Source organism: Planctomycetota bacterium (assembly GCA_016207825.1).
Lineage (GTDB): Bacteria > Planctomycetota > MHYJ01 > JACQXL01 > JACQZI01 > JACQZI01.
The window spans coordinates 59,309-82,697 of record JACQZI010000018.1 but is presented as its reverse complement, the minus strand read 5'-3'; the positions used below and the strand labels follow the sequence as shown (position 1 = coordinate 82,697).

The 23,389-nt window shown below is 46.6% G+C and carries 21 protein-coding genes; 14 read left to right on the top strand and 7 right to left on the bottom strand.

The genetic code is table 11. From position 1 onward, the window contains the following. The 4 genes from HY811_07875 to HY811_07860 form a co-directional block, all read right to left on the bottom strand. The coding region (locus tag HY811_07875) for a hypothetical protein (GenBank protein ID MBI4834717.1) at positions 1-145 on the bottom strand (145 nt) is incomplete at its 3' end. Positions 146-209: 64 nt separating this feature from the next. Further along, a complete protein-coding gene (locus tag HY811_07870; GenBank protein MBI4834716.1) occupies positions 210-620 on the bottom strand; it encodes a response regulator in 411 nt (136 codons plus the stop codon). A gap of 390 nt (positions 621-1,010) precedes the next feature. Continuing rightward, positions 1,011-2,108, bottom strand: a complete 1,098-nt coding sequence (locus tag HY811_07865; protein ID MBI4834715.1) for a peptidylprolyl isomerase — start codon at positions 2,106-2,108, stop codon at positions 1,011-1,013. Positions 2,109-2,170: 62 nt separating this feature from the next. Beyond that, on the bottom strand, positions 2,171-3,013 hold the full coding sequence (locus HY811_07860) for a YihY/virulence factor BrkB family protein (protein MBI4834714.1): 843 nt from the start codon (positions 3,011-3,013) through the stop codon (positions 2,171-2,173). Between the two features lie 97 nt (positions 3,014-3,110). Here HY811_07860 and HY811_07855 point away from each other — a divergent pair, with 97 nt between their 5' ends. The 6 genes from HY811_07855 (at position 3,111) to HY811_07830 (ending at position 10,123) form a co-directional block, all read left to right on the top strand. After that, entirely contained in the window at positions 3,111-3,908 is a 798-nt protein-coding gene (locus HY811_07855) for a tetratricopeptide repeat protein (GenBank protein MBI4834713.1), read from the top strand. Continuing rightward, positions 3,905-4,723 (top strand): tetratricopeptide repeat protein, encoded by an 819-nt coding sequence (locus HY811_07850; GenBank protein ID MBI4834712.1) that lies wholly within the window; start codon positions 3,905-3,907, stop codon positions 4,721-4,723. Before HY811_07855 ends, HY811_07850 begins: the two co-directional genes overlap by 4 nt. A gap of 253 nt (positions 4,724-4,976) precedes the next feature. After that, entirely contained in the window at positions 4,977-6,242 is a 1,266-nt protein-coding gene (locus HY811_07845; protein MBI4834711.1) for an MFS transporter, read from the top strand. A gap of 134 nt (positions 6,243-6,376) precedes the next feature. Then, positions 6,377-7,570: a terpene cyclase/mutase family protein gene (locus HY811_07840; protein MBI4834710.1), complete on the top strand. Its 1,194-nt coding sequence runs from the start codon at positions 6,377-6,379 to the stop codon at positions 7,568-7,570. Positions 7,571-7,692: 122 nt separating this feature from the next. Continuing rightward, complete coding sequence (locus HY811_07835; protein ID MBI4834709.1) at positions 7,693-8,838, top strand: acyl-CoA dehydrogenase; 1,146 nt, start codon at positions 7,693-7,695, stop codon at positions 8,836-8,838. A gap of 133 nt (positions 8,839-8,971) precedes the next feature. Continuing rightward, entirely contained in the window at positions 8,972-10,123 is a 1,152-nt protein-coding gene (locus tag HY811_07830; protein MBI4834708.1) for an acyl-CoA dehydrogenase family protein, read from the top strand. Here HY811_07830 and HY811_07825 read toward each other — a convergent pair whose 3' ends face one another. The 3 genes from HY811_07825 to HY811_07815 form a co-directional block, all read right to left on the bottom strand. Further along, on the bottom strand, positions 10,124-11,278 hold the full coding sequence (locus HY811_07825; protein MBI4834707.1) for a terpene cyclase/mutase family protein: 1,155 nt from the start codon (positions 11,276-11,278) through the stop codon (positions 10,124-10,126). 87 nt (positions 11,279-11,365) lie between these two features. Beyond that, entirely contained in the window at positions 11,366-12,835 is a 1,470-nt protein-coding gene (locus HY811_07820; protein ID MBI4834706.1) for an insulinase family protein, read from the bottom strand. 12 nt (positions 12,836-12,847) lie between these two features. Further along, on the bottom strand, positions 12,848-14,392 hold the full coding sequence (locus HY811_07815; GenBank protein ID MBI4834705.1) for an insulinase family protein: 1,545 nt from the start codon (positions 14,390-14,392) through the stop codon (positions 12,848-12,850). Positions 14,393-14,507: 115 nt separating this feature from the next. On the opposite strand from HY811_07815, the gene nusB reads away from it, so the two are divergent. From nusB to HY811_07775, 8 genes are all read left to right on the top strand, one after another. Further along, positions 14,508-14,897, top strand: coding sequence for a transcription antitermination factor NusB (gene nusB / locus HY811_07810; GenBank protein MBI4834704.1), 390 nt, complete (start codon positions 14,508-14,510; stop codon positions 14,895-14,897). Positions 14,898-14,981: 84 nt separating this feature from the next. Then, on the top strand, positions 14,982-15,662 hold the full coding sequence (ftsY, locus tag HY811_07805) for a signal recognition particle-docking protein FtsY (protein ID MBI4834703.1): 681 nt from the start codon (positions 14,982-14,984) through the stop codon (positions 15,660-15,662). Positions 15,663-15,677: 15 nt separating this feature from the next. Beyond that, positions 15,678-16,607: a tetratricopeptide repeat protein gene (locus HY811_07800; GenBank protein ID MBI4834702.1), complete on the top strand. Its 930-nt coding sequence runs from the start codon at positions 15,678-15,680 to the stop codon at positions 16,605-16,607. A 101-nt stretch (positions 16,608-16,708) separates the two neighbouring features. Further along, positions 16,709-17,638: an ATP-binding cassette domain-containing protein gene (locus HY811_07795; protein ID MBI4834701.1), complete on the top strand. Its 930-nt coding sequence runs from the start codon at positions 16,709-16,711 to the stop codon at positions 17,636-17,638. After that, positions 17,635-18,372 carry an ABC transporter permease subunit gene (locus tag HY811_07790; protein ID MBI4834700.1) on the top strand — a complete coding sequence of 246 codons (738 nt, stop codon included), beginning with the start codon at positions 17,635-17,637 and terminating at the stop codon, positions 18,370-18,372. The genes HY811_07795 and HY811_07790 overlap by 4 nt, the downstream gene beginning before the upstream one ends. Then, positions 18,363-19,976, top strand: a complete 1,614-nt coding sequence (locus tag HY811_07785; GenBank protein MBI4834699.1) for a GldG family protein — start codon at positions 18,363-18,365, stop codon at positions 19,974-19,976. The genes HY811_07790 and HY811_07785 overlap by 10 nt, the downstream gene beginning before the upstream one ends. Positions 19,977-19,981: 5 nt before the next feature. Beyond that, a complete protein-coding gene (locus HY811_07780; protein MBI4834698.1) occupies positions 19,982-21,766 on the top strand; it encodes a DUF4340 domain-containing protein in 1,785 nt (594 codons plus the stop codon). 109 nt (positions 21,767-21,875) lie between these two features. Beyond that, the gene (locus tag HY811_07775; GenBank protein ID MBI4834697.1) at positions 21,876-22,985 is read left to right on the top strand and encodes an aminopeptidase P family protein; all 1,110 of its coding nucleotides are present in this window, start codon (positions 21,876-21,878) and stop codon (positions 22,983-22,985) included. Positions 22,986-23,389 lie beyond the last annotated feature (404 nt).

Here is a 23,389-nt window from a genome sequence, read left to right as displayed (position 1 = left end):
TATATGCAGTATTAAGCAAGGCATCAGGCAAGGGGGAATTTGTGGTGATGGTTGGGTCTGCAAAGGCGAGATTTACGGTGGCTATACATATTAATAAGGCGATGCCGAAAGCTCCTATGTTAACGGCGCGGTGTTTTTTACCCATATAAATCCTCCTTATTTATTGTTTGATACTATAACTTTTATTAATCTCTTTGTCAAGGGCAATTTCATTTATTGCCAATATTTATTTTCAGCGACACGGCAATGCTTTTTTCCAAATCGCTTAGGTGAATGGGTTTTTCTAAGTAATCTGAAATCCCGTATTTCTTTAAGAACTCAAATGTTTCTGAATCAGGCATTCCGGTCATAACCAGAACTGATAAATCCGGCTTTAATTCCTTAGATGATTTAATTAATTCTATTCCGCTTATTTCCCGCCCATTAGGGCGAGGCTCGCCAACGGCGGCCGTCATGTTCAAATCTATCAGCATCAGGTTAACCGGATTGGTTTTAAGATGTTCTAACGCCTCTTTAGGGTTAGTAAAACTGATTGCCTCATAATTCTTTTTGCGCAGGAATCTCGTCAAGAGGTTACCGATTGCCTGGTCATCGTCTACCACCATTATTTTAGGTATCATTTTTCCTGCGATAAAACGGAAAACTATTTCAGTGGTTGTCGTATCATATCAATCTATTTTCTATTTTTCGCTGCCTCCTTTCACCTAAGCGTTTAAGATATAAAAGCAACATTTGCTTTTCCTATGCCCAATAAAAAAAGGGCAAGGAACCACTTGCTGGATTTCTACTTTTCACCCGCTAAAGTGTCCAGTATGACCAGCGTCGTGGAACCCCGCCCCAAAGGGCAGAGCCCACATACCGGACACCAATAATATAGCGGGTGAAAGTACTTTGTCTTTTAACTTAGCCGGATTGTATAAGTTTAGCCTATGCTTGTCAACTAAAATATTGGCCAATGGAAGAAATTATTTTTGCCTGCCTATACGAAGAGATTACTTCGGAGCGGGGTTTTACTTATTCTCTTCAACCGGCGGAGTCGGCGTAACAGGCGTTTCCGCAGGAGGCACCGGCGGAACCTGTATCTCAGGCGGAGGTATCGGCGGAACCGGCGGTGTTGGCGGGATCGGCGGGGCGGGAGTTGGTATCTCTGCAGGGTCTCTCGTTATACGCTTCGGTTCGTAAGCGTGGCTGCGTTTGTGGTTTATCGTGATGCCGGTAATCTGTACCCCCGGGCTTAACTGGTTCACCACTTCCATGCCTTTCAAGACTCTTCCAAAAACCGTGTATTTGCCGTCTGAATCGGCATTGGGATTGAGGCAAATATAAAATCTCGTGGTGGCTGAATCCGTGTATTTTTCCCTTTCAGGCACGCCTTCTTTCGCTTCCGGGTCAACCGCGCGCAGCATGCCGAGCGACCCAGCCTCGTGCTTCAAGGTATTCTTCTCAAAAGGCACGGTAAAGGTTTGGGTAACGACTTTGGCTCCGATGCATATGCCAAGGTCTCCCCTCAGTTCAAAGAAAGGCACCTGGTTATAGAAATTTTCCTGGACCAGCGCGATAAAGTTCGCCACAGTATTGGGCGCATCATCCTCAAAAAGCTCCACCTCAAAATTGCCTTTGGCCGTCTGGATAGTCAAGTGCGGCATATCCCTTTTAACCAACAGTTTCTTTTTCTCCTCAGTCAGCCGCCCCGCATCTCCCGTCCATAACATATTCTTTTCCGCTTCTGCCAGGTTTTCTTTCGCCTTTTGGACAAACGGATGCTCGGGATATTTATTGATGAAAGACTTGTAAATGTCCGAAGCCTCTTTGTAGTTGCCTTCCTGCGCCAGGGCGTTGCCCAGCCGGAATTCCAGGAGCGGGACGATTTCGGTCAGCTTGTAACGGTCTATCAAAACCTTTAAATTGGCCGAAGTAAACGGCACTTTCCCGATTTCGCTCCAGGCGGCATCGTTCATCTTGTTTATGCGGTAATTGCGCCAGACCACCAAAAGCACAACCAGGAAAATGATTAACAAGACAAAAAAGATGATATTCTGGTAAGGCTGAATCTTCTTGTAAGTCTCTTTCAGCCCATCCGGTTTTTCTTCTATTTCATTATACGGCATAATGAGCATCTAATATAGCGAAAATCGGATATAATACAAGAAAAAACAGGTTTTGTGATGCGTTATAATCCCTTATCCCGCGCCACTTTGATAACCGCCCCGCCTATCAATATGCTCATGGCGAAGAAATATGTCCATAATATGATGTAGATAAAAGTGGCGAAAGAGCCGTAAATAAACTGGTAATGCAGGACCTGTTTTGCCAGGTACCACCCCATGAACCCGTTAATGACCTGCCAGATACTCGCACCGATGAGAGCCCCCAGGAGCGCCGCTTTCGCCGAAAGCTTCCCGGCCGGCAATATCCGGTAGATGAAATAATAAAGTATCGCCGAAATAACCAGCGCAAAGACGTAGGATAAAAACCCGCCCAGCGCTTCCCATAAAACCATGGAAAAATCGGTCGAGCTCGCCAGCGCCGTGGCGTAATTGGCTAGGACCATCAATCCCATGGAAAAAGCGAAAAGCCCGATGACGATAAAAAGCATGATGACGCTATCCAGGAGTTTCCGTAAATACGATTTGCCGAATGGGGCAAGCCCCAGCATACAGTCCAACCCGTATTCCAGCGCAAAGACCACGCCCTTGGAAGTCCACAAAAGCGCCGCGAGTCCTATAATGCCCAAAAGGTCCCTGTTTACCGTGGCGAATTCTATGCACTGCTTGACGTAATCCACCAGCATCGGCTGGTTAATGCGGACGAAGCTTATAATCCGGGCGCTGAATGCCGTATCAATCCCTCCCAGTATAAAGCCCAGGATGGATAACGCCACCAGTAAAAACGGGATGAGGCATAACACCATGAAATAGGCGATTGAAGCGGCCAATGCCGAGAGGTTGCTGTCCCGCATGGTCTTGTAAACTTCTTTAAGAAACCCGAAAAAGAACATTATTTTGGATAACACTCTTTTGCCCCTCGCACAAACCAATTATTGCAGGATATTATCATGCCGCTCTTTACCCGGTCAAGTAAAATCTATAGCCATTAAGGAAATCAATTAAATGCTTGACACAAAGCGCCCTTGGAATTATCCTTTAGGCATGATGAAATTTATTATAGCTATCTCACTGCCGGTCATGTTTTTGCTTGCCGGCTGCGGGAAAAAGGAGTCCGACCCGCAAACGCTCAAACAGGTGGCATCGCATCTTGACCGCGGCATGACCTTCCACGACAAAGGCCAATTTGAACCGGCGCTGGCCGAATTCAATAAAGCAATCGAGCTTGACCCCTACTGCCCGCAGGCGTATTTCCAACGCGGCAGGGTTTACGGCAATACCGGCAAATTCGATAAAGCCGCCGCTGATTTCACCTACACCATCAAGCTCGACCCGAAGGTGTCCATCGCCTACGTCAAACGAGGGCTTTCTTACCTCGCCCTGCAAAAGCCGGATGATGCAATGGCCGATTTCAACAAGGCGATAGAAATCAACCCGAAAGAAGCAGAGGCATATTTCAACCGCTCGGTCGTCTATATGACGCAGAGTAAATACGCGGAAACTTTCAAGGACCTGGATATGGCAATCAAAATCGACCCGAAATACCTGGAGGCATACACTTCCCGCGCGGCGCTGAATAATTCCCTGCGCAAATACGACGATGTCATCAAAGACCTCGACAAGGTCACGGCACTCGACCCGAATAATATCAACGCTTACGTGGGTAAAGGATATTCCTATACCTACAAGGCGGAATTCGATAAAGCCCTTGCCGAGGTAAATAAAGCACTTAAGATAAACCCGAAAGACCCGCAGGCACTGGAACTCAAAAAGAAAATCCAGAAAATAAAAGAACTTCAGTGAAGCCGGAAAAAATCGTTTCTTGGAGCGAAGCCCTGCACCGCACCTGGTGCGCGGGCAAGATGAAGGATTCAGCTTCCGGAATATTACTAATCCTGGTTTTAGCAGTGCTCATATCCGGCTGCACTTCCGACAAGACACTCAAAAACATGGATGCCTCCCCCCACTTAAAACTGGGCATTCAATACGCCGCGGAAAGCAGGGATTACCAGGCAATCGAAGAATTCAACAAAGCCGTCTCCTTAAGCCCCTATTTCGCCGCCGCCTATTTCGAAAGGGCGAAAGTTTATTTCAATATGGAAAATTTCGACAAAGCCATCATGGATTTCAGCGTGGTCATAAAACTGGAAAAGGAAAATGCGGATGCCTATATAGGAAGGGGCAATTCTTACAAGAACAAGGGAGATATGGAAAAAGCGGTAATGGATTACACCTCGGCGCTTGCCTTGAATCCGAGGAATACGGAGGTTCTTTTGGCGCGCGGGCTTGCCTGCCAGGCGCTGAAGAAATACGAAAGCGCAATCAAGGATTTCACCAAGGCTATTGATATTAAGACGGGATTCATCCCCGCCTACGTGGCACGCGGGATGGTGCATTATCTGGAAGGAAAACATGAAGAAGCGATTGCCGATTACGGGAAAGCCATAGAGATAAAACCCAACGACCCGATTCCTTATATCCAGAGAGGGCTGATTTATTACGCCAAAGGTGATTACGAAAAATCCAGGGCTGATTTCGAGAAAGCCCTTGAACTTGACCCCTCAAACCAGGACGCCCGCGACGTCATGGAAAAACTCCTGGGTGATAAAAAACAATGAAAGAGGGCGGCCAAAAATGAATTGTACAATATAGGGACCTGCGTACTCGACCTTCATATACTATGGCCTGCACCTTTATAGCCTATGCGCTATACCCTCATATGTACACTAAACCTTCTCTGCAAACAATACGATAATAGTTAGTATGTGACAGGGACTCCCCATCATTAGGGTTTGTTTCTCCCGCTTTTCTCCCTTCGGATAAGAATTAATTTTGCTTGCGTTACGGCTGGATTAGAGTTATATTTGCTTAATGAAACACGTTTTCGGCTTCCTGGCCGCCTACTGGAACCGGATAAGGCTCTTTAACCGGAATATCCGGCTGTTACTCATCTCCCAATTGATTTCCGGAGTCGGCATTTCCTTCTACTTCCTTTTCTTTAACCTCTACCTCAAAACCGCCGGATTCGACAACAAGGCAATCGGGAATATCCAGGCATTGACCTTAATCGCCGCGGTCCTTGCGGCACTCCCGGCCGGATACCTTGCCGGACGCTACAGCCAAAAACGGATTTTAATCATCGCTCAAATTAGCGCAATCGTTTTCTTTGTCGCGGCAATGGCCACTTTGAATATGGCGCTCTTTTTGCCCATGATTTTCGCGGCATTCGCCTGCGAAACCTTTATCAGGGTGGTTTACGGGCCGTTCATCATGTCCAATTCCGGGACAACGGAACGGACTTATATTTTCAGCCTTACTTTTATCATCATGATATCCGGAGGCGTTTTCGGGAACGTCATCGGCGGGACAATCAAGGATATGCTTAACAGTTTTGGAGTCGAGTCGCTTGCCGGTTACCGCTATATCATCATGGGCGGCATGCTTGCCGGGCTGGCAGGGACGATACCGCTCTTTTTTATCAGGCCTGCCAAACACGAGCCGGGCGAACCGGACAGAAAAATAAAGCTTTCCGGCTTTGCCGGATGGAACTGGAAATTTTTCGCCAAGGCGAGCATACCTTCGGGACTCGTCGGAATCGGCGCGGGGATGATTGTCCAGTTCATCAACCTTTACTTCAGGGATATTTTCAATTCTTCGGACGGCGCCATCGGATTTTACATGGCGCTCCAATCCGTCACCATGGCGGCGGGTGTCTTGATTGCACCGGTCTTATCGGAAAAGCTGGGCAAGGTCAATACCATAGTTTTAACACAATGTGTTTCCATTCCCTTTATACTCGTCCTGGCGTTGACCACAGATATCCGGCTGGCAGTGGCGGCTTTTATCATGCGATCGGTCCTGATGAATATGGGGAGCCCTATTTCAAACACCCTGCTGATTGAGATGTGCAGGAAAGAGGAACAGGGAATGTTAAACGCGTTTCTTAGCATCACCTGGAGCCTGTCCTGGGCGATATCCGCATGGGTCTTCGGAACGGTTTTAAAGGGCAATTATATCCTTTCGTTTTATATTGCGGTCGGTTTATATTCGCTTTCCGCAATATTCTTTTATATTTTCTTCCGTAAATCTGAAGAGGGAACGGTTGCCTGCAAATCAGATGCCGGACTTTCCGCTTAATCCATTTAATCCCGCTGTTTGACTTTAACAAGCCGAGTGGAATTATCAGAGGTTAACGGAAAAAGCTTGACAGCCGCAGTAAAATGGGTATTATTAATATATAATTCATAATTTTATTTGAAAGGAACCATTCCATGAAACACACCAAATTGATACTCGCCTTTGCTTTTTTGGCTCTTCTTTGCTGGCTGCCTTTTACCAGCGTTTATTCGGCTGACGAAGAAACCCAGAAGAAAATAAACGCGGCAATAGATAAAGGCATAAAATACCTGACCTCAAAGGGAATGAAAGGGCGCGAAAAAGAACTGGTCGTCTTGACAATGCTCCACGCCGGCGTCGACCCTAAAAAGAACGGAAACCTTGCCGCGGGAATCGCTGATGTAAGCAAGGGCAAGCTTCAACAAGTCTATAACACCGCGGTGACGGCAATGGTCCTAGAAATGGCCGACCGCTACAAACATCAATACCGGCTTGCCGAATGCGCCCAGGCGCTGGTGGATTCGCAGGCGCAGAACGGCCAGTGGAATTACAATTGCCTTTATAAAGAAGGCTCAAACCTGCCGGTTGTGACCAAGGAATCTGCCAAAACGCTTGAAGCAATCATCACCGGTGAAGGCGAAACCAAAAACGCCAAGAAGGAAAAAGAGAAACCATTTTTTAAGATAAAAGTAACCCGTAAAACCGACCAGAAGAAAACCCAGCTAAGCGGTGATAATTCCAATACCCAATTCGCACTTCTGGGGTTGCGCTCGTCCGCCCGCGCCGGTGTGGATATACCGGACGAGACCTGGCAGGCAGCTGCAGACTGGTTTGAAAAAAACCAGATGGGCGACGGCGGATGGGGATACAGCGTTGAGGGAGCACCGGACACCTCATCTTACGGAAGCATGACCTGCGCCGCAGTCTGCGGCTCGGCTATCGCCAAGTTTTACCTTAAAAAGGATATCACCCAGGATCAATGCATAAACAGGGGTTTAAACTGGCTGGGAAGCCAACTCAAGTTCGACGGCAACCCCGGGGCGGCAAACTCCATCATGAAAGGCTGGGGTGGAGAACAAGCCTGGCAATATTATTACATTTACGGGGTGGAGCGCGTCGGTGCGGTACTCGGAGTAAAACAGCTCGGCAACCGCGACTGGTATCTGGAGGGCGCCAAATACCTCGTAGAAAACCAGAGCGCAAAAGACGGCAGCTGGAACGCGCCGGGCGACGATGTCCACAGCACGGTCATCGCGGACACCTGCTTCGCCATTCTTTTCCTAAAACTCGCCACTCCCACCCTTAAGGCCAACTTTACAGGCGACGAACCGGAAACGAAGAAAGAATAAAACAGGCAAAGCAACCATACAGCCGTTACTTTCTTTATAAAAGCCGGCGGACTGTTTTTAACGAAAACCCGGATTTTCTTGAATAGTTTATATTATTATATGTATACTACGCATTCCTGTTTATGATAGAACTGACTGAAGAACAAAAACTAATCCGGGAAACGGTCCGCGAGTTCGCGCTTAAAGAAGTAGAACCGATTGCGAGGAAGATTGATAAATCAAGCGAATTCCCGCACGAGACCATAAAAAAGATGGCCCAGCTTAATCTCCTGGGCATCCCCTGGCCCATAGAATACGGCGGCGCGGAGGCAGGAGAGCTTAGCTACATCCTCGCGGTTGAGGAACTGGCGCGCGTCTGTGGCTCAACCTCCATTACTTTAGCTGCCCATACATCGCTGGGCTCTTTCCCCATTTACGCCTTCGGCACGGAAGAGCAGAAAAATAAATACCTTACTCCCCTGGCAAGCGGCAAATACCTGGGCGGAATGGGGCTGACCGAGCCGGAAGCCGGTTCTGATGCCGGCGCGACACGGACCACCGCCAAAAAAACCAAAGGCGGCTACATCATTAACGGCTCCAAAATATTCATCACCAATGCCAGCGTGGGAAAAAGCTTTGTAGTACTCGCCAAAACCGATATGAATGCAAAAGGCTCTTATGGATTGAGCACTTTTATCATAGAAAGCAGTTTTAAGGGATTTAAAAGCGGTAAGAAAGAGGATAAACTGGGCCTGCGCGGCTCTGATACATGTGAACTTATTTTTGAGGACTGCTTCGTGCCGGAGGAAAACTTGCTGGGTAAGGAAGGCGACGGCTTTAAAAACCTGATGAAAACTTTGGATGGGGGCAGGATCAGCATCGGCGCTTTGGCATTGGGAATCGCCCAGGGAGCGCTGGATAAAGCCCTTCCTTACGTCAGGGAACGCCAGCAGTTCGGCAAACCCATAGGCTCCTTCCAGGCAATCCAGATGATGATAGCCGATATGGCAACCGAGATAGAAGCCTCGCGCCACTTGATTTACCACGCAGCGCATCTTATGGAGGAAGGCAAACCATTCGGCAAGGAATCCGCCATGGCAAAACTCTTTGCATCTGAAACCGCCATGCGCGCCACCAAGAGCGCCATCCAGATTATGGGCGGTTATGGTTATATGAATGAATACCAGGTGGAACGGTATTACCGGGATGCCAAACTAACTGAAATCGGAGAAGGCACTTCCGAAGTCCAGAGGATTGTGATTGCCAGAAACATAATAGGAAAGTTATAAACACCCCACACCTTCGGTATGGGACTCCCTATCAATCGGGTGTCCCCGAAACGGAGTGGAGCGGGGCGAAAGCCCGAAAAGAAATGAAGGCTCGAAATAATTTCGTGTTTTCGTGATAAGGGGAGGAATAAATATGGATTTTGAAATGACCGAAGAATTACTGGAAATGAAAAAGGTAGCCCGCGATTTCGCGGAAAAAGAAATCGCCCCGATTGTGGAAAAAGACGAAGCCGAGCATAAATTCCGCCCGGAAATAGTCAGGCAGATGGGCGAGCTTGGATTTTTCGGCGGGGTCATCCCCGAACAATACGGCGGGACAGGCGTCGGGATGCTCGCAACGGTCATCATGAACGAGGAAATCGCCCGGGTGAGCGCTTCTTATGGGTTGCCTTTCAATATGCAGACCATCGGGCCAGGGCAGGTTTTGCTTGCCTGGGGCACGGAGGAGCATAAGAAAAAATATATACCCAAGCTGGTAACGGGGGAATTCATGGGATGCTTTGCCATTACCGAACCCAATTCCGGCTCTGATGTCGCCTCGATGAAATCGCTGGCCGTGGATAAAGGCGACCACTGGCTTTTGAATGGTGCCAAAACCTGGATTTCCAACGCACAGGTAGCTGATATTGGAATCGTTTACGCTTATACAGACCCTACGCAGAAGCACAAAGGCATGTCCGCCTTCGCGGTGGAACTGAAAAACACCAAGGGAGTCACCACACGCGCCATAGAAACAAAACTAGGGTTGCATTGCGCGCCGACCGGCGAGGTGATTTTTGAAGACGCCAAAATACCCAAGAGCGCGCTTTTGGGAAAAACCGGAGACGGATTCAAGATATGCATGGGCATGCTGGATAACACCCGCTTGAGTTGTGCCTGCCGTGCGGTCGGGGTAGCCCAGGGAGCGCTGGACGCCGCAGTCAAATACGCCAACGAACGCGAACAGTTCGGCAAGAAAATAGCCGAATACGAAATGATCCAGAGCCAGTTGGCCGAGATGTTCGTGGAAACACAAGCTGCCCGGATGCTGGTTTATCGCGCCGCTTACCTCAAAGACAAAGGCATCAAGAATACACTGGAAGTTTCCACGGCAAAGTATTTCGCCGCCGAGACCGCCGTCAAGGCAACCAACGAAGCGGTTAAAATATTCGGATCTTACGGATTCTCATCAGAATACCCGGTGGAACGCCGCCTGAGAGACGCCAAGAGTTTCCAGATTGTGGAAGGGACGTCGAATATCCAGAAGATGATTATTTCCTCGTTTGTGCTAGGACAGCGGAAATAATTATTCCTTGTCACCGGTGACTTTTGCACGGAGCGGTTTAGTCGCCCTTCTTAAGAAAAGGATGGCAAAACAGGTGTCATCAATCCTGCCCTGATTCCAACTGCCGCTTGCTTCCTGTTTTTCCAAGAGGAACTTGGCACCGACCGGATACCACAAATTGGAACCGAATTCCTCTGTTTCCAGAAATGCACCCAAACGTTCCATGGCATAAAGGTAATAATAATGCCAGAATCCCTGCTTGAATTTCGGGTTTTCGGTAACCGTAAAATTCTTGATGACCCAGTCAAACCCTTTAAGCACGGAATTATCGCGGTCAGGAATTCTCTTTGTCAGGTAGAATTTGCAGATAATCAGGCTCCCCAAAGCACCCACGCTCATACTCCCATAAGCCGGAGAAATCTGGTTACCATGAGGGGAATCATATCCCCATCCGCCGTCTGCCTGCTGTTTTTTCTCCAGGAATTGCGCAGTAAGCTGGAAAACTTCGGGCGGAATGACGATGCTTGCCTGCATACAAGAACGCAGCGCCAGGCAGGCATATTGTGTATTGGAATTATCGCCGGTGGCCGGGCCTTCTTTGCCGCGGCGCCGGGCAAGCTGGACCTTTTTCACCGAAACAGTCCCGCTATCTTTACCGTCCTTGGGCTTTGACGGGGTAACAAAGACTTTAGAATCAAGCGGGTCGGTCGGCTTACCGTAATCCCATTGGCCGTTTTTGCACTGGTTATCTATCAGGAACTGGGCGCAGTTGGCTATTTTTTCCTGGTAAGCGACCCTATCTATTTCATCAAGCGCCATCGCCAAAACAGAAACGAGGTAAGTGCGCTCCAGTTTCTTGGAAAGCACTTTTTCCAGAAGTTTCTTAAAGTTGGGATCTTCTTTATCCACACCTCCCTTGACCAAGGTATAAAGAACGAATTCCTCAGCGGATAAACCGTCAACACCAGGCGGAACCAGGGAAGGCGAAAGCTGATTTCCTTTTTCGATAGAATCAAGCAAATAAGCCAGCCCGCTCTTAATCGCATTCTCAACCTTTTGCTTATCGACATGTTGCCAGATATCTATTTTCTTTTCATCTTTGCCGAAAGTGGCCGTGGCAGCCAGGAGCACCAGCAATAAACCGCATCTCAAAACCTTAGAAGGCATTTTCATCATAGAGATCTCCTTTTAAAGAAAACCCGGAATATTTCCTAATAATGTATAAACAAATAAAGCAACGGAATTATTCCATGCGCAAGCAGTTTATTTTTTCTCTTCCAGGTTAATTATGTTTACTGCCCCAAATTCTTGGATCTGTTTTTCGATATCCGCCCGGTTGCCGACATACATAAATGTAAAGTCTTCAGGATGAAGATATTGTCTGGCGACCCTCTGGATATCCTCCTTGGTCACTTTCATAATATTATCACGGTAGGTTTCCAGGTAGTCTTTAGAAATGCCCATGTATTCGATATAGATATACTGGTCAAGAATCCGGCTGGTTTTATCAAAGCGGAAAACGAAGCCGTTAAGAATAGAATCCTTTGTCTGTATAAGCTCCTCGTCTTTCACCGGTTCATTGCGCATTTTTTCCACCTCATCAAGGATAATCCCGGTAACTTCAGAGACCGATTCATTTTTCGTATCCGTCTGGATGAGGAAAACACCCAGGTCGCGGCGCATGATGAAATAACTCCAGATGCCGTAAGCCAGCCCTTTTTCCTCGCGGACGCTATGTTCCAGACGCGAAGAGGAAGCACCGCCCAGGATGGCATTCATCACGATAAGGGGGAAAAAATCCGGCGAGGTTCTTTTTATGCCGAGATGCCCGATTATTATGGATGTCTGGTTTACTTCCTTCGGGACAAGATTAATAGATTTCTGGTATTTTAATTCGAGCAACGGAAGCTTAGGCAAATCAATCGCCTGCTTTTCCCATTTACCCAATTTATCATGGACCATCTTTAAGATTTCCGAAGCATTAAAATCACCGCCGACAGCCACGAAGATATTGTTCGGTTTTACATATCTATTATAGAACCCAACGATATCTCCCCGAGAAATAGATTCCACGGTTTCGGCTGTGCCGGCCGGGACATTCCCGTAAGGATGCTCCGGATAAATAATCTTAATGATTTTACGGTAACCGATATCATCGGATTTATCGTTTTCTCGCCTGAAAGACTCGGCAAGCTGGGCTTTTTCGAATTTAAGCCTTTCTTCATCGAACTGCGGTGCAGTCAAAAGATCTGAAAGAAGTTTCAATCCTTCATCTAAATCATCTTTCAGCATTGTCAGGGTAAAATTAATCTCCTCGTATTCGGAACTGGCATTAAGCGTGGCGCACATTGTTTCAAGCTTTTCATCAACCTGCATGGGAGAAAGCTTGCCGATACCGCCGTTGCGCATCATAACGGCAGTCAGGCTAGCCAAGCCAAGTTTATCCTGCGGTTCGCATAGCGAACCGGTTTTGATACGAACAGTTATTTCAGTCAAAGGCAATTCATGGTTTTCCAAGGTATAAAGTACTATCCCGTTATCCAGTTCCACCCTGCCCGGTTTTGGGATGACTATTTTGATGGGAGGAAACTTTATTTTATCCGGATTACCGATTCGTTGGTCAGGGTCAGGCGTCTCGCTTTGTGCGACGGCCGGCTTGGACGCTGAACATTGAATCACCAAAAGGACCGAGACAAGCAAAAGAGAACCCAGGAAATATAATTTCTTTCTCATAAAACACTCCTGTTATTCGTTTTCTTTTTCAGCGGGCTTATCACCCGTTTGTTTGCTCATTAAGATAGCAACATTCCTGTTTTTCGGGATAAAATATTTTTCCATTACATTTTTGATATCCTGTTGGGTTACTTTATCGCGCTGGACGTTCACATCCAAAATATAACGCCATGATGCCAGCCCTTCATAATGACCGAGGGTTTCTGCCATGTCCAAATTGGAATCCAATCCCATCAAGAATCCAACCTCCATTCTTTTTTTCATCAGGGTCATTTCTTCATCGGCAATCTTCTCGTTCTTGAATTTTTCCAGTTCCTCATATATTGCCTGCTCCACTTCCTGTGGGGTATGAGGGTAGCGCGGCTGGGCGTAAATTATGAAACGTCCCGGATATTTGCCGGCGTCGTTATAGCCGCCCACCGAGGTGCAGAGTTTCTTTTCCAGGACGAGTTTTTTATACATACGGCTGGTCCGCCCGCCGAAAAGCAGCATGCTGACTATGTCTAAAGCATAATCGTCAAGGGTGCCGAGGGTGGTCGTATGATAGCCGATATCCAGCATCGGCTCAGCGTCAAGTTCCAGGATAACGCGCCTTTCCCCCAATTGTTCGGGCTCGCGCGTGACGACTTCCGGGACAGGCTTGGGGGAAGGAGGGATGGGATCAAAATACTTACGCATCAATTCCATGACCTGTTTTTCGTCGACATCGCCGACAATTATGGCCGCCGCATTGTTCGGGGCATAATACTGGTGGAAATATTCGTTAAGCTCTTCCTTGGTAACCGCCTCGATATCAGAACGCCAGCCAATGACCGGCCAGTTCAAGGGATGCGCCTGGTAGCAAAGAGCATTAAAGTTTTCATAAAGTGTGCCGCCCGGATTGGATTCGTTCCTCCAGCGGCGTTCTTCCAGGATAACTGATTTTTCTTCCTCGAAATCGCGCCAGACCGGGTTGCTAAAACGGTCCGATTCAAGCCATGCCCACAGTTCCAGCTTGTTCGATGGCAACTCGCAATAATACCAAGTGATTTCATTGCTGGTCGAGGCATTCAAGCCCTGCGCACCGTGCCTCTTGTAAAGCATGGATATTTCATCAGGAATACGGTAGGCCTGGGCTTTCTCTTTTAATTCAACCAGTCTTTTCTCCAATCCTTTTATTTCATCGTCCTGGGGTGCCGGTTTATCCAGAGGCAAACGAGCGCGTTCTTTCACCAGCAGATTCAAACGCGCGTAAATCTTATCTATCTCGTCCAAGAGCGGTTTTTCCATCTGGTAATTTCTTGTTCCGATACGCTTGGTGCCCTTGGAAAGCATGTGTTCCACGATATGCGAAAGTCCGGTAATCCCGGGGCGCTCGTTGACCGAGCCTACTTTGAAGACAATATTAACCGCAACGGTGGGCGAGGTATGCCGTTCCATGATAATCACCTTCATCCCATTCTTCAATATGTGCTCTTTAATATCAAGACGAACCCGGCTGGATTCACCGCCTGATGAAACACTCTGGATAACGAGTAAAAAGGAAAGCAAGGCAACCAACATTAAAAGTTTTCTCATAATCTTATTTCTCCTAATAAAAGTTGCCGCTATTCTCTTTTTATGTCCGTTAACTGTCAAGCAAAATCAACTTTTCTTTTGACAGTTGCCCTTTGTAACTATATATTATTGCTCTATGCGCAACCGTTCGATAGCCAGGGAAAGAGCTCTTCAGAAATTATATCAAATCGAATTCAAAAACGATGAGTTAAACATACCGGATGCCGAAAATACGACAAAAGACATTGAAACATTCGCGCAGGAGCTGGTCGACGGCGTCAAGGAAAAACAAGCCGAGCTTGACGAAACAATTCAAAAAAAGCTGGATAACTGGGAAATCAACCGCCTGGCGGTTATTGACCGTATAATCCTGCGGCTGGGTGCATACGAAATTGTGTTCAGGTCTGATATTCCACCGGTTGTTTCCATCAACGAAGCAGTGGACCTTGCCAAGAAATACGGCTCAGAATCATCCGGGGCTTTTATTAACGGGGTTTTGGATAAGATTTTCCAATCCAGGGAATAATTATGTTTAAAACGGTTCTGGAAAAACTGAAATCTGGTTTGAGCAAAACCAGGCCAGGGAAAAATTACGGACGCTGATAAGGTAATGGAACACCTCAAGGCCGAGTTGAAAGCAACCCTTAAAGGAGGTGATACTAAACTTGCGGCCAGTGCTAACCCGCCGACGGTCATTATGGTCGGAGGCGTAAACGGGACAGGCAAGACAACCTCCATTGCCAAACTGGCGTATTTGCTGGGAGCCGAGAATAAAAAAGTCATCCTAGCGGCCAGTGACACGTTCAGGGCAGCGGCGATTGAACAGCTGGGCATCTGGGCAAACAGAGTAGGAGCCGAGTTAATCCGGCATCAATCAGGTTCAGACCCGGCCGCCGTAGTTTTTGACGCGGTGGATGCGGCCTTAGCTCGTAAAGCGGATTATCTCATTATTGATACGGCCGGGCGACTCCATACCAAAGCCAATCTGATGAAAGAATTAACCAAGATAAGAAACGTCGTGGCGAAGAAAATACCGGGTGCGCCCCATGAAACGCTCCTGGTCCTTGATGCGACCACCGGGCAAAACGCAATCGTCCAGGCAAAATTGTTTAATGAAGCGATTAATGTCACAGGGATTTTCTTAGCAAAACTTGACGGAACGGCAAAAGGTGGTATTATAATAGCTATAAAGAACCAGTTGAATATCCCGGTCAAATTTATCGGCATTGGAGAAAAACCGGAAGATATCGAGCCGTTTGATGCTGACCGATTTATAGACGCCTTGTTGTAAACGGGAGATTAAAATATGAACCAGAATATCCCCAAGCAGAATAACGGAATCAATAAGCTTCCGGTAAATAGCCCCGCTCCTAACCAGCATACGGCAATGCCCAAACCGCCGGCACCGGCCGCCGGGCAGAATATTCCAAAACCGGCACCCAGACCGCTTGCGGGACAAACTACTACCGCCCCTAATAAAACGCCTGCGGGACAAAACCTCGGTACAATGAAAAACACCCAGCCAAAACCACCTATCCCACCGGCGATTCCAAAACCAGCGGTAAAAGTTAATAATCCTGCTGCTATAAACAAACAAGCATCAGCCGTAAAAACGAATCCCTCTGCAACCGCCCCCAAACAAGCAAACCCCGCCAAGCCTTCGACACAAATCAAGCTGCAAAATACAACAAAGAACAACGGTTCAACACGGACACAGAAATCAAAGAATAATCAGAAAACGAATAACGATGAAGAAAGGCCGAAGAATACGGGATTCTTTTCCTCCAAATTAAATATAATCATGAGCATCTCTTCCATCATAATAATTATCGCCGTGATTTTCATGCTGATGTTCCGCTCGGACGGCGTTTCAAAGGATGTAATAATAATAAAATGCACCCATTGCAACGAAAAGTTTGAGGTGGACAGGAAAGAAGCAAAAGGAAAAGATTACCTGACTTGCACTAAATGCAACCAAATCGTCGTGCTTAACGAGGAAAAACTTAAGGATGAAGCGGTAAACCTTTATGTTAAAGCTTCGGATTTGGTCAGGCAAAGTTATAAGGAATCCGATCCCGATAAAGCGGAAGCCATGCGCGAAGAAGCTTCGGTCCACCTGGAAAAGGCATTGGAAATATTCAGGATAATACCGGAACAACAGAGATCAGCGACTTATGATAATATAATGCTGTTAAAGAAGGAAATCCGTTCCAGGCGAACACATCACCAAGAATAACAAGACACTAGCATAAACTGATAAATTTATTGACAGCCGCTTACATTTATATAAAATAAGCAACTCGGATAATCATTAAAACTTTCCTTGGCTTATAAATTATGATTAAGGTAGAAGGCGTAACCAAAAGATTTTCCGGTATAACGGCGGTTGATAACATCTCCTTTGATGTGGATGTCGGGGAGATTATCGGTTTCCTGGGACCCAATGCCGCCGGCAAAACCACCACCATGCGGATGATTACCACTTACCTGCCGCCTTCAACCGGCAAAATCACCATCGAAGGCAATGATACGGTCATGGATTCCCTGAATGTCCGCCGCATGCTCGGCTACCTGCCGGAAAACGTGCCTTTATATAATGACTTGAGGGTAAATGAATACCTTGATTTCCGCGCAAGGCTCAAAGGCGTACCAGGCAAAGAACGCACAAAACGACTTGATGAAATAATAAACCGCTGCGGCCTGAAGGACGTGCAAAGAAAAATCATCGGATACCTTTCCAAAGGATACCGCCAGAGGGTCGGGCTGGCCGAAGCTATCGTCCATAACCCAAAAATCCTTATCTTGGACGAGCCGACCATAGGGCTTGACCCGAACCAGATAAGACAAATCAGGGAATTGATAAAAGAACTGGGCCGCGACCGCACGGTCATACTTTCCACGCACATATTGCCGGAAGTAGAAATCATCTGTAACCGCGTCATTATCATCAACCACGGTAAAATCGTCGCGCAGGACACCATGGAACACATGGTGAAAGGAAGCGGAGAAATCATTATAAAACTGGAGGTGAAAGCGCTGGGAATAGACGTCCAGAAAGCGCTTGAGGAAATTCCCCAGGTAATAGCAGTAAGCGGAACCTCCGGCGCCGATAATATCAGCACTTTCACCGTTATCGCCAAGGAAGATATCCGGGAACTCGTTTCCCGTAAAATATCGGAACATAACTGGGCATTAAGGGAATTGCATAAGGAAAAAGCCACTCTGGAGGATATTTTTGTAAAGGTAACGGCAGAAGAAACAGCATGAAAAACATAATAAACCTGACGAAACGCGAATGCCTGTCGTATTTTTATACGCCGCTGGCTTATGTCATTATGACCGGTTTCCTTTTCTTTACCGGCGTTTTCTTTTACCAGATAATAAAAGAAGCGCCGAATACGGAAGCAATGCGCGGGGTGCTTGACACCATGAGTTTTATCACGCTCATTATCATGCCCATGATAACCATGAGGCTTCTGGCAGAGGAAAAAAAGAGCGGCACGCTCGAGATGCTGATGACCGCGCCGGTTACAGAAAGTGAAATAGTCCTTGCCAAATTCTTCGGAGGATTTATCTTTTTCCTTTTCCTGGTCATCCCGACTTTTATTTACGTGGTGATGCTGATGATGTGGGGAAACCCGGATCTCGGTTCTTTGATAACCGGCTATCTGGGGCTGCTTCTCATGGGAGCCTCGTTTGTGGCAATCGGACTGTTTGTTTCCTCTTTTACCTCAAACCAGATTGTTGCCGCAATAATCACTTTTGTAATCCTGATTATCGGGTGGATTTTCGGGTGGATCAGCATGAGCCTCACTAAATCGACTTCGCCTGAATTCATAAAACTTCTCGGAAACGTTATGACTTATCTCGGATTTTTCGAGCATTTGGACGCCTTCCGAAAAGGCCTGATAGATTCCCGGGATGTGGTATATTATTTATCGCTTATCGGCTTATTCTTATTCCTAAGCGTAAGAATCGTGGAGTCAAAACGATGGAAATAAACCAGGATAATCAAAAACCGGTTGATGCCTCAAAACCGGCGGTTGTAACAGAAACCAGCGGTGGTTTGGCGCCGGCCCCGGCTTCGCCCGGATGGAACTCCGCCCGCAGGAGCCTTATCGCCTTTAATGTGATTTTAATGGTGCTAATCGGCCTTGCAATATTCGCAGGCTTAAATTACCTTTCCACCCGCTATTATTACAGGCTGGATTGCACCTTCAGGCAGACTTATAAGCTTTCCGAAAAAAGCAAGAATGTCCTTACACAACTAACCAAACCGGTCCAGATTTATGCACTGTTTGTTTATAACCACGCGGTAGTCCCGCGGCTGAAAGACCTGCTGGAAGAATACAAGATGAATTCGCGCAATATAATTGTGGAAGAAATAGAAATCTATAAGGAACCGGCTCTTACCGAAGCCAAATTAAAATACCTTACCGAAGAGCTTAAAGTCGAATCAGTCCTCCAGGAAAACGACATCGTATTTGTTTATGAAGGTAAAAGCAAGGTTGTAAACATGCGCGATACTTATACGCCTAAATATGATTACAGCAACCCTTATATGCAACCGCAGGAAACAGGGATAGATGTTTTCCGGGGGGAAGAAGCCTTCAGCAGCGCTATCTTGAGCGTCATCCAGGCAAAAAAGATTAAGGTGTATTTTACCGAAGGGCACAACGAACCGGAATTATCGAAAGACCTGCTCTATCTTGATAAAACCCTTAAGGGGGAAAACATGGATACGCAGGCGATTAATCTCCATACGAGTAAAAACACCCCGAAGGATGCGGATATTTTAATCATCGCAGGCCCTTCCGAACCTTTCCTGCCCGATGAAACCAACCAGATAAGGGAATATCTTAAGAAAGGCGGAAAAGTGCTGATACTCATCAGCGCCGGCATGAATATAAAACTCGAAGGACTCCTCAAAGAATGGGGTATAATTCTGGAAGATGTCGTCGTGATTGACCAGCAATGCAACAGCGTTATGGGATTGATGAAAGATTACACCGCCCCGCAGGTCACCGATTACGGGATAGCGTTTCATCCGATTACCAAGGATTTGAAAGCCAAAGGATTACCCACGCCTCTTGTTTTCTGCCGCTCCATGGAAAAAGATAAAGAAACATCTCAGGATATACAAACAACTGAAATCGCGCATTCGTCGAAAGATTCATGGGGAGAAACGGATATCGCCGGAGTTTTGGACACAGGCAAAGCAAGACTGGATGAAAATGAGAAAAAAGGACCGTTAACCCTGGCTTTTGCCATAAGCAAACCGGTTAGCGGAACAACGGCAAGTTCGACGGAACAGTTGCCGGAAACACGGTTGGTGGTTATCGGAGCGTCCGAAATGATAAAAAACAGATACCTTCATCCTGAATCACCTTATTACCTCGGCCCGAATGACTTTGTCATAAATTCCATACGCTGGCTCGCCCGGCAGGAACAATTCATCACGATTGAACCTAAAAAGCCCGAAGATACCAGCATTGATTTAAGCAAAGACAACCGGCCATTAAAATTAACACTGATAAGCCTGGTATTTATCCCGTCTATAGGATTGCTTCTCGGCATTATTGTCTGGATAATGAGGAGGAAATAACTGCCATGAGATTCCGCTCTACGCTTATTATGCTGGCCATTGCCGTGGTTATCGGAGGAGCCATCATTATCCTTCACTATACCGTTCCTCCGGTTAAAGAATGGGATAAGCTCGCCAAACAAATGCTTCCCCTGGAACAAAAAGATATCGTAAAAGTAGAGATAAATAAGGATAATCAACAAATTGTTTGCGAGTTTAATAAGGAAAACAATTGGAGAATCACGTCTCCAATTAAAACACCGGCGGACAAGGTAGAGATAGAAAACCTTACTTATGAAATAAGCTCCCTTTCCAAGGAAAAAGGAATTCCGGTTGCCGGCAATCTTTCTGAATACGGGTTGGATATCCCGCGTATTAACCTGGCGGTAACCGATAAAAAGAACCAGACATATCATTTAAGAATAGGCAAGGATGCCCCAATGAATCAGGGCGTTTATGCCATGAAAGAAGGTGATAACAATATTTATATCATCAAGCCATCATTCTGGCAGGCAATCAGCAAAAGCCTGTTTGACCTTAGGGATAAAAAGGTGATTTCAATTGAGCCGGCAAAGATTGAACAGATAAAAATCACCCTGCCAGCGGATTCGATGGAATTTAAGCGTAAAGAACTGGACGAATGGCTTACAACCTATCCGGTCAACGAAAATGCTTCCCCTGAAAAAATAAGATTTTTATTATCCGAACTGGAAAACCTAAAAGCCGAATCAGTGGTCGCGGAGCAAAGCGACACCCAGGAGGACGCAGGAAAACATTATGCCCAATACGGGCTGGATAAACCGGTGCTGGAAATAACCGTTTCAGGAGCAAACGTTTCCGAAACTATTATCTGGGGAACAATTCCTATTTCCGATACCAAGAAAATATATGCAACCAAGCGAGGCGTAAACCCGATTATATTGGTTGACGCCGCAAGCCTGTCTAATTTAAACATACCTTTTAAAGAATTCCGTGAAAGAAAACTCTTCAATATCGCTTTTGAGAATGTCAAATCGATTGAAACCAAGAAATCCGGTGAAACACTCGTGCTCCTGGAAAAAACCGGAGCCGAATGGAAATTAACCAAGCCATCCGATATTCCGCTGGAATGGAACGGCCCCAGCCAATTGGTCCAAAAGATTAACGAGACCGAGGCATTCGATTTTATCGCCGATAATGTCTCCGATTTTGGCGCCTACGGGCTTAGTTCGCCGCTGTTGGAAATAACCGTTGCATTTTTAGATAACCAACCCGCACTGACAATCGGGATATCGCCGTCAATGGATGAAAAATATGTCTATCTCAAGAAATCAAACGAAACACGCGTGGTATCGGCGGGCAAAGAATTATTCGATATTGTTGATAAAGGCGCTTTGTACCTCCATAAGAAAGGGCTCCTCGAAATCCCGCGCAATAAAATCACCCGCTGCACCATCGTAAAAGAAGATAAACAAATAGTCTGCGAGCAGGAAAAGGAAGGCGTTTGGAATATTCTCGCCGACGATAAACAGCCGATAGAAGATACCACCCAATTATACAATATCCTAAGCGAAATATGCTACTTGGGAGCAAAGGAATTTGTGGCAAACAATCCTTCCGATCTCTCCGCATATGGCCTTGATTACCCCACCTGCCGCGTGGAAATAGAATATAATAAAGATGAAAGCCCGGCTAAAACAACCGTCTTAATAGGCAAAAAAACCGATAAAGGCGATTTTTACGCAATGATAGAAGGTAAAAATATCGTCTTTATACTGGGTTCCAACACAGTTTCAACAATAGATAAAGATGTTATTAAAAAGAAGGAATAGACGGCTTAAGAAAGGATAAGAAGACTATGACGGCACTATGACTTATTTTGCCTTCTTGTCGTCTGTGCCCTCTAATGCCTTCTTCACCCATCTTGCGCCTTATAAACTTATGAATACAATAACACCCCTTCAAAGACTGCGGCTTGAACTAACGAAACAAAAAGCAGATGCCTTTCTAGTAACAAAAACCCCTAATGTCCAATATATCTCCGGCTTTAGCGGGGATGATACTTACCTTTTGGTAACACCTAAGCAGGCGTTCCTGATAACCGATTCCCGTTATACCGAACAGGCGCAGAATGAAGTCAGCGCTTTTAGGATTATCGAGCATAAAAAAGGACTGGTTGATAAGGTTATCGAACTGGTGAAAAAATACCGCATCAAGAAACTCGGTTTTGAATCAGACGCCTTGTCATATGCAGGTGTTAAATATATATTAAAGCAACTGCCAGCTTATACCAGGCTTAAATCCACCCAGGGCGTAATCGTAAATATTGCGGCGGTTAAAACGCCGGAAGAAATCGAATGCATCCGCGAATCGGTAAAATGCTCGCATGAATCTTTTAAGGAAGTCAAGCGCCTGTTAAAACCCGGCATGACCGAACAGGCGGTTGCCGCAGAACTGGAATACCGGATGAGAAAGCGCGGTTCGCTCCATCCGGCTTTTGAATCAATTATCGCCGCGGACAGCCGCGCCTCGCTCCCACACGCCACTGCCGGCGATAATAAACTGAAAAAAGGCGGGTTTGTGCTCTTTGACTGGGGCTCCTGCGTCAACCAATATAATTCGGATACCAGCCGTGTGGTCTTCTTGGGGAAACCGTCGCCTTTCTGGAGGAATATTTATGAGATTGTCCGCGAAGCGCAGCAACGCGCGATTAACCTGGTAAAACCGGGGATTGATTCGGTAGAGCTTGACAGGGCCGCCCGTAAATTTATCGAATCAAAAGGCTACGGTAAAAACTTCGGGCACGGGTTAGGGCACGGCGTCGGTAGATTAGTCCACGAACTCCCGCGCATCAGGCGTTATTCCATGCCCGCGTCGATGAAGCCAAAACCTTACCTTCTCCAGCCCGGAATGGTATTCACCATTGAACCGGGGATTTATCTGCCCGGCAAAGGCGGAATCAGGATAGAAGATATGGTACTGGTCACCGAACACGGTTGTGAAATACTCACCTCTTCTCTTCCTAAAGCAATCGAAGAAATGACGGTTTAATTTAGGGGGCATAAGGACAATTTTGAGAATAAGATATTGGCGTGTATAATCTATACTATCCGTCCCTACAGCGGATAGTATAGGGTAAGGCGTGGATGTAGTATATGAATATGCAAGGGATGGGATATGCGGTTGTGTGGCGTAGTTATGGTGGGGAGGGTGTGTTAATACATATATAGTTAACTTATCAACAGCTTACTGTTTTATTTTTCCGCACCCCTTATTTCTAATCTTTCAGGGTATTACCCCCTACCCTACCCCCTGTTGGTTTCGGCATGCCAAGACCGTTAGGATATTTGCTTTAGGGTAGTAGCCTGTTTGCTTTAGGGGATTAGAATGTTTATTTTGGGGTATTATTCCCAGCCTTTTAGGCCGTTACCCCCTACCCTACCCCCCATTGGATT

What these genes read in the sequence shown, in the direction of transcription:
- HY811_07815 (MBI4834705.1), bottom strand. Translation starts at nt 14,392, where the DNA reads ATGAGAAAACTTTTAATGTTGGTTGCCTTGCTTTCCTTTTTACTCGTT.
- HY811_07790 (MBI4834700.1), top strand. Translation starts at nt 17,635, where the DNA reads ATGAAAAACATAATAAACCTGACGAAACGCGAATGCCTGTCGTATTTT.
- HY811_07775 (MBI4834697.1), top strand. Translation starts at nt 21,876, where the DNA reads ATGAATACAATAACACCCCTTCAAAGACTGCGGCTTGAACTAACGAAA.
- HY811_07825 (MBI4834707.1), bottom strand. Translation starts at nt 11,278, where the DNA reads ATGATGAAAATGCCTTCTAAGGTTTTGAGATGCGGTTTATTGCTGGTG.
- HY811_07820 (MBI4834706.1), bottom strand. Translation starts at nt 12,835, where the DNA reads ATGAGAAAGAAATTATATTTCCTGGGTTCTCTTTTGCTTGTCTCGGTC.
- HY811_07840 (MBI4834710.1), top strand. Translation starts at nt 6,377, where the DNA reads ATGAAACACACCAAATTGATACTCGCCTTTGCTTTTTTGGCTCTTCTT.
- HY811_07795 (MBI4834701.1), top strand. Translation starts at nt 16,709, where the DNA reads ATGATTAAGGTAGAAGGCGTAACCAAAAGATTTTCCGGTATAACGGCG.
- ftsY (MBI4834703.1), top strand. Translation starts at nt 14,982, where the DNA reads ATGGAACACCTCAAGGCCGAGTTGAAAGCAACCCTTAAAGGAGGTGAT.
- HY811_07855 (MBI4834713.1), top strand. Translation starts at nt 3,111, where the DNA reads ATGCTTGACACAAAGCGCCCTTGGAATTATCCTTTAGGCATGATGAAA.
- HY811_07870 (MBI4834716.1), bottom strand. Translation starts at nt 620, where the DNA reads ATGATACCTAAAATAATGGTGGTAGACGATGACCAGGCAATCGGTAAC.
- HY811_07785 (MBI4834699.1), top strand. Translation starts at nt 18,363, where the DNA reads ATGGAAATAAACCAGGATAATCAAAAACCGGTTGATGCCTCAAAACCG.
- HY811_07830 (MBI4834708.1), top strand. Translation starts at nt 8,972, where the DNA reads ATGGATTTTGAAATGACCGAAGAATTACTGGAAATGAAAAAGGTAGCC.
- HY811_07845 (MBI4834711.1), top strand. Translation starts at nt 4,977, where the DNA reads ATGAAACACGTTTTCGGCTTCCTGGCCGCCTACTGGAACCGGATAAGG.
- HY811_07780 (MBI4834698.1), top strand. Translation starts at nt 19,982, where the DNA reads ATGAGATTCCGCTCTACGCTTATTATGCTGGCCATTGCCGTGGTTATC.
- nusB (MBI4834704.1), top strand. Translation starts at nt 14,508, where the DNA reads ATGCGCAACCGTTCGATAGCCAGGGAAAGAGCTCTTCAGAAATTATAT.
- HY811_07835 (MBI4834709.1), top strand. Translation starts at nt 7,693, where the DNA reads ATGATAGAACTGACTGAAGAACAAAAACTAATCCGGGAAACGGTCCGC.
- HY811_07800 (MBI4834702.1), top strand. Translation starts at nt 15,678, where the DNA reads ATGAACCAGAATATCCCCAAGCAGAATAACGGAATCAATAAGCTTCCG.
- HY811_07865 (MBI4834715.1), bottom strand. Translation starts at nt 2,108, where the DNA reads ATGCCGTATAATGAAATAGAAGAAAAACCGGATGGGCTGAAAGAGACT.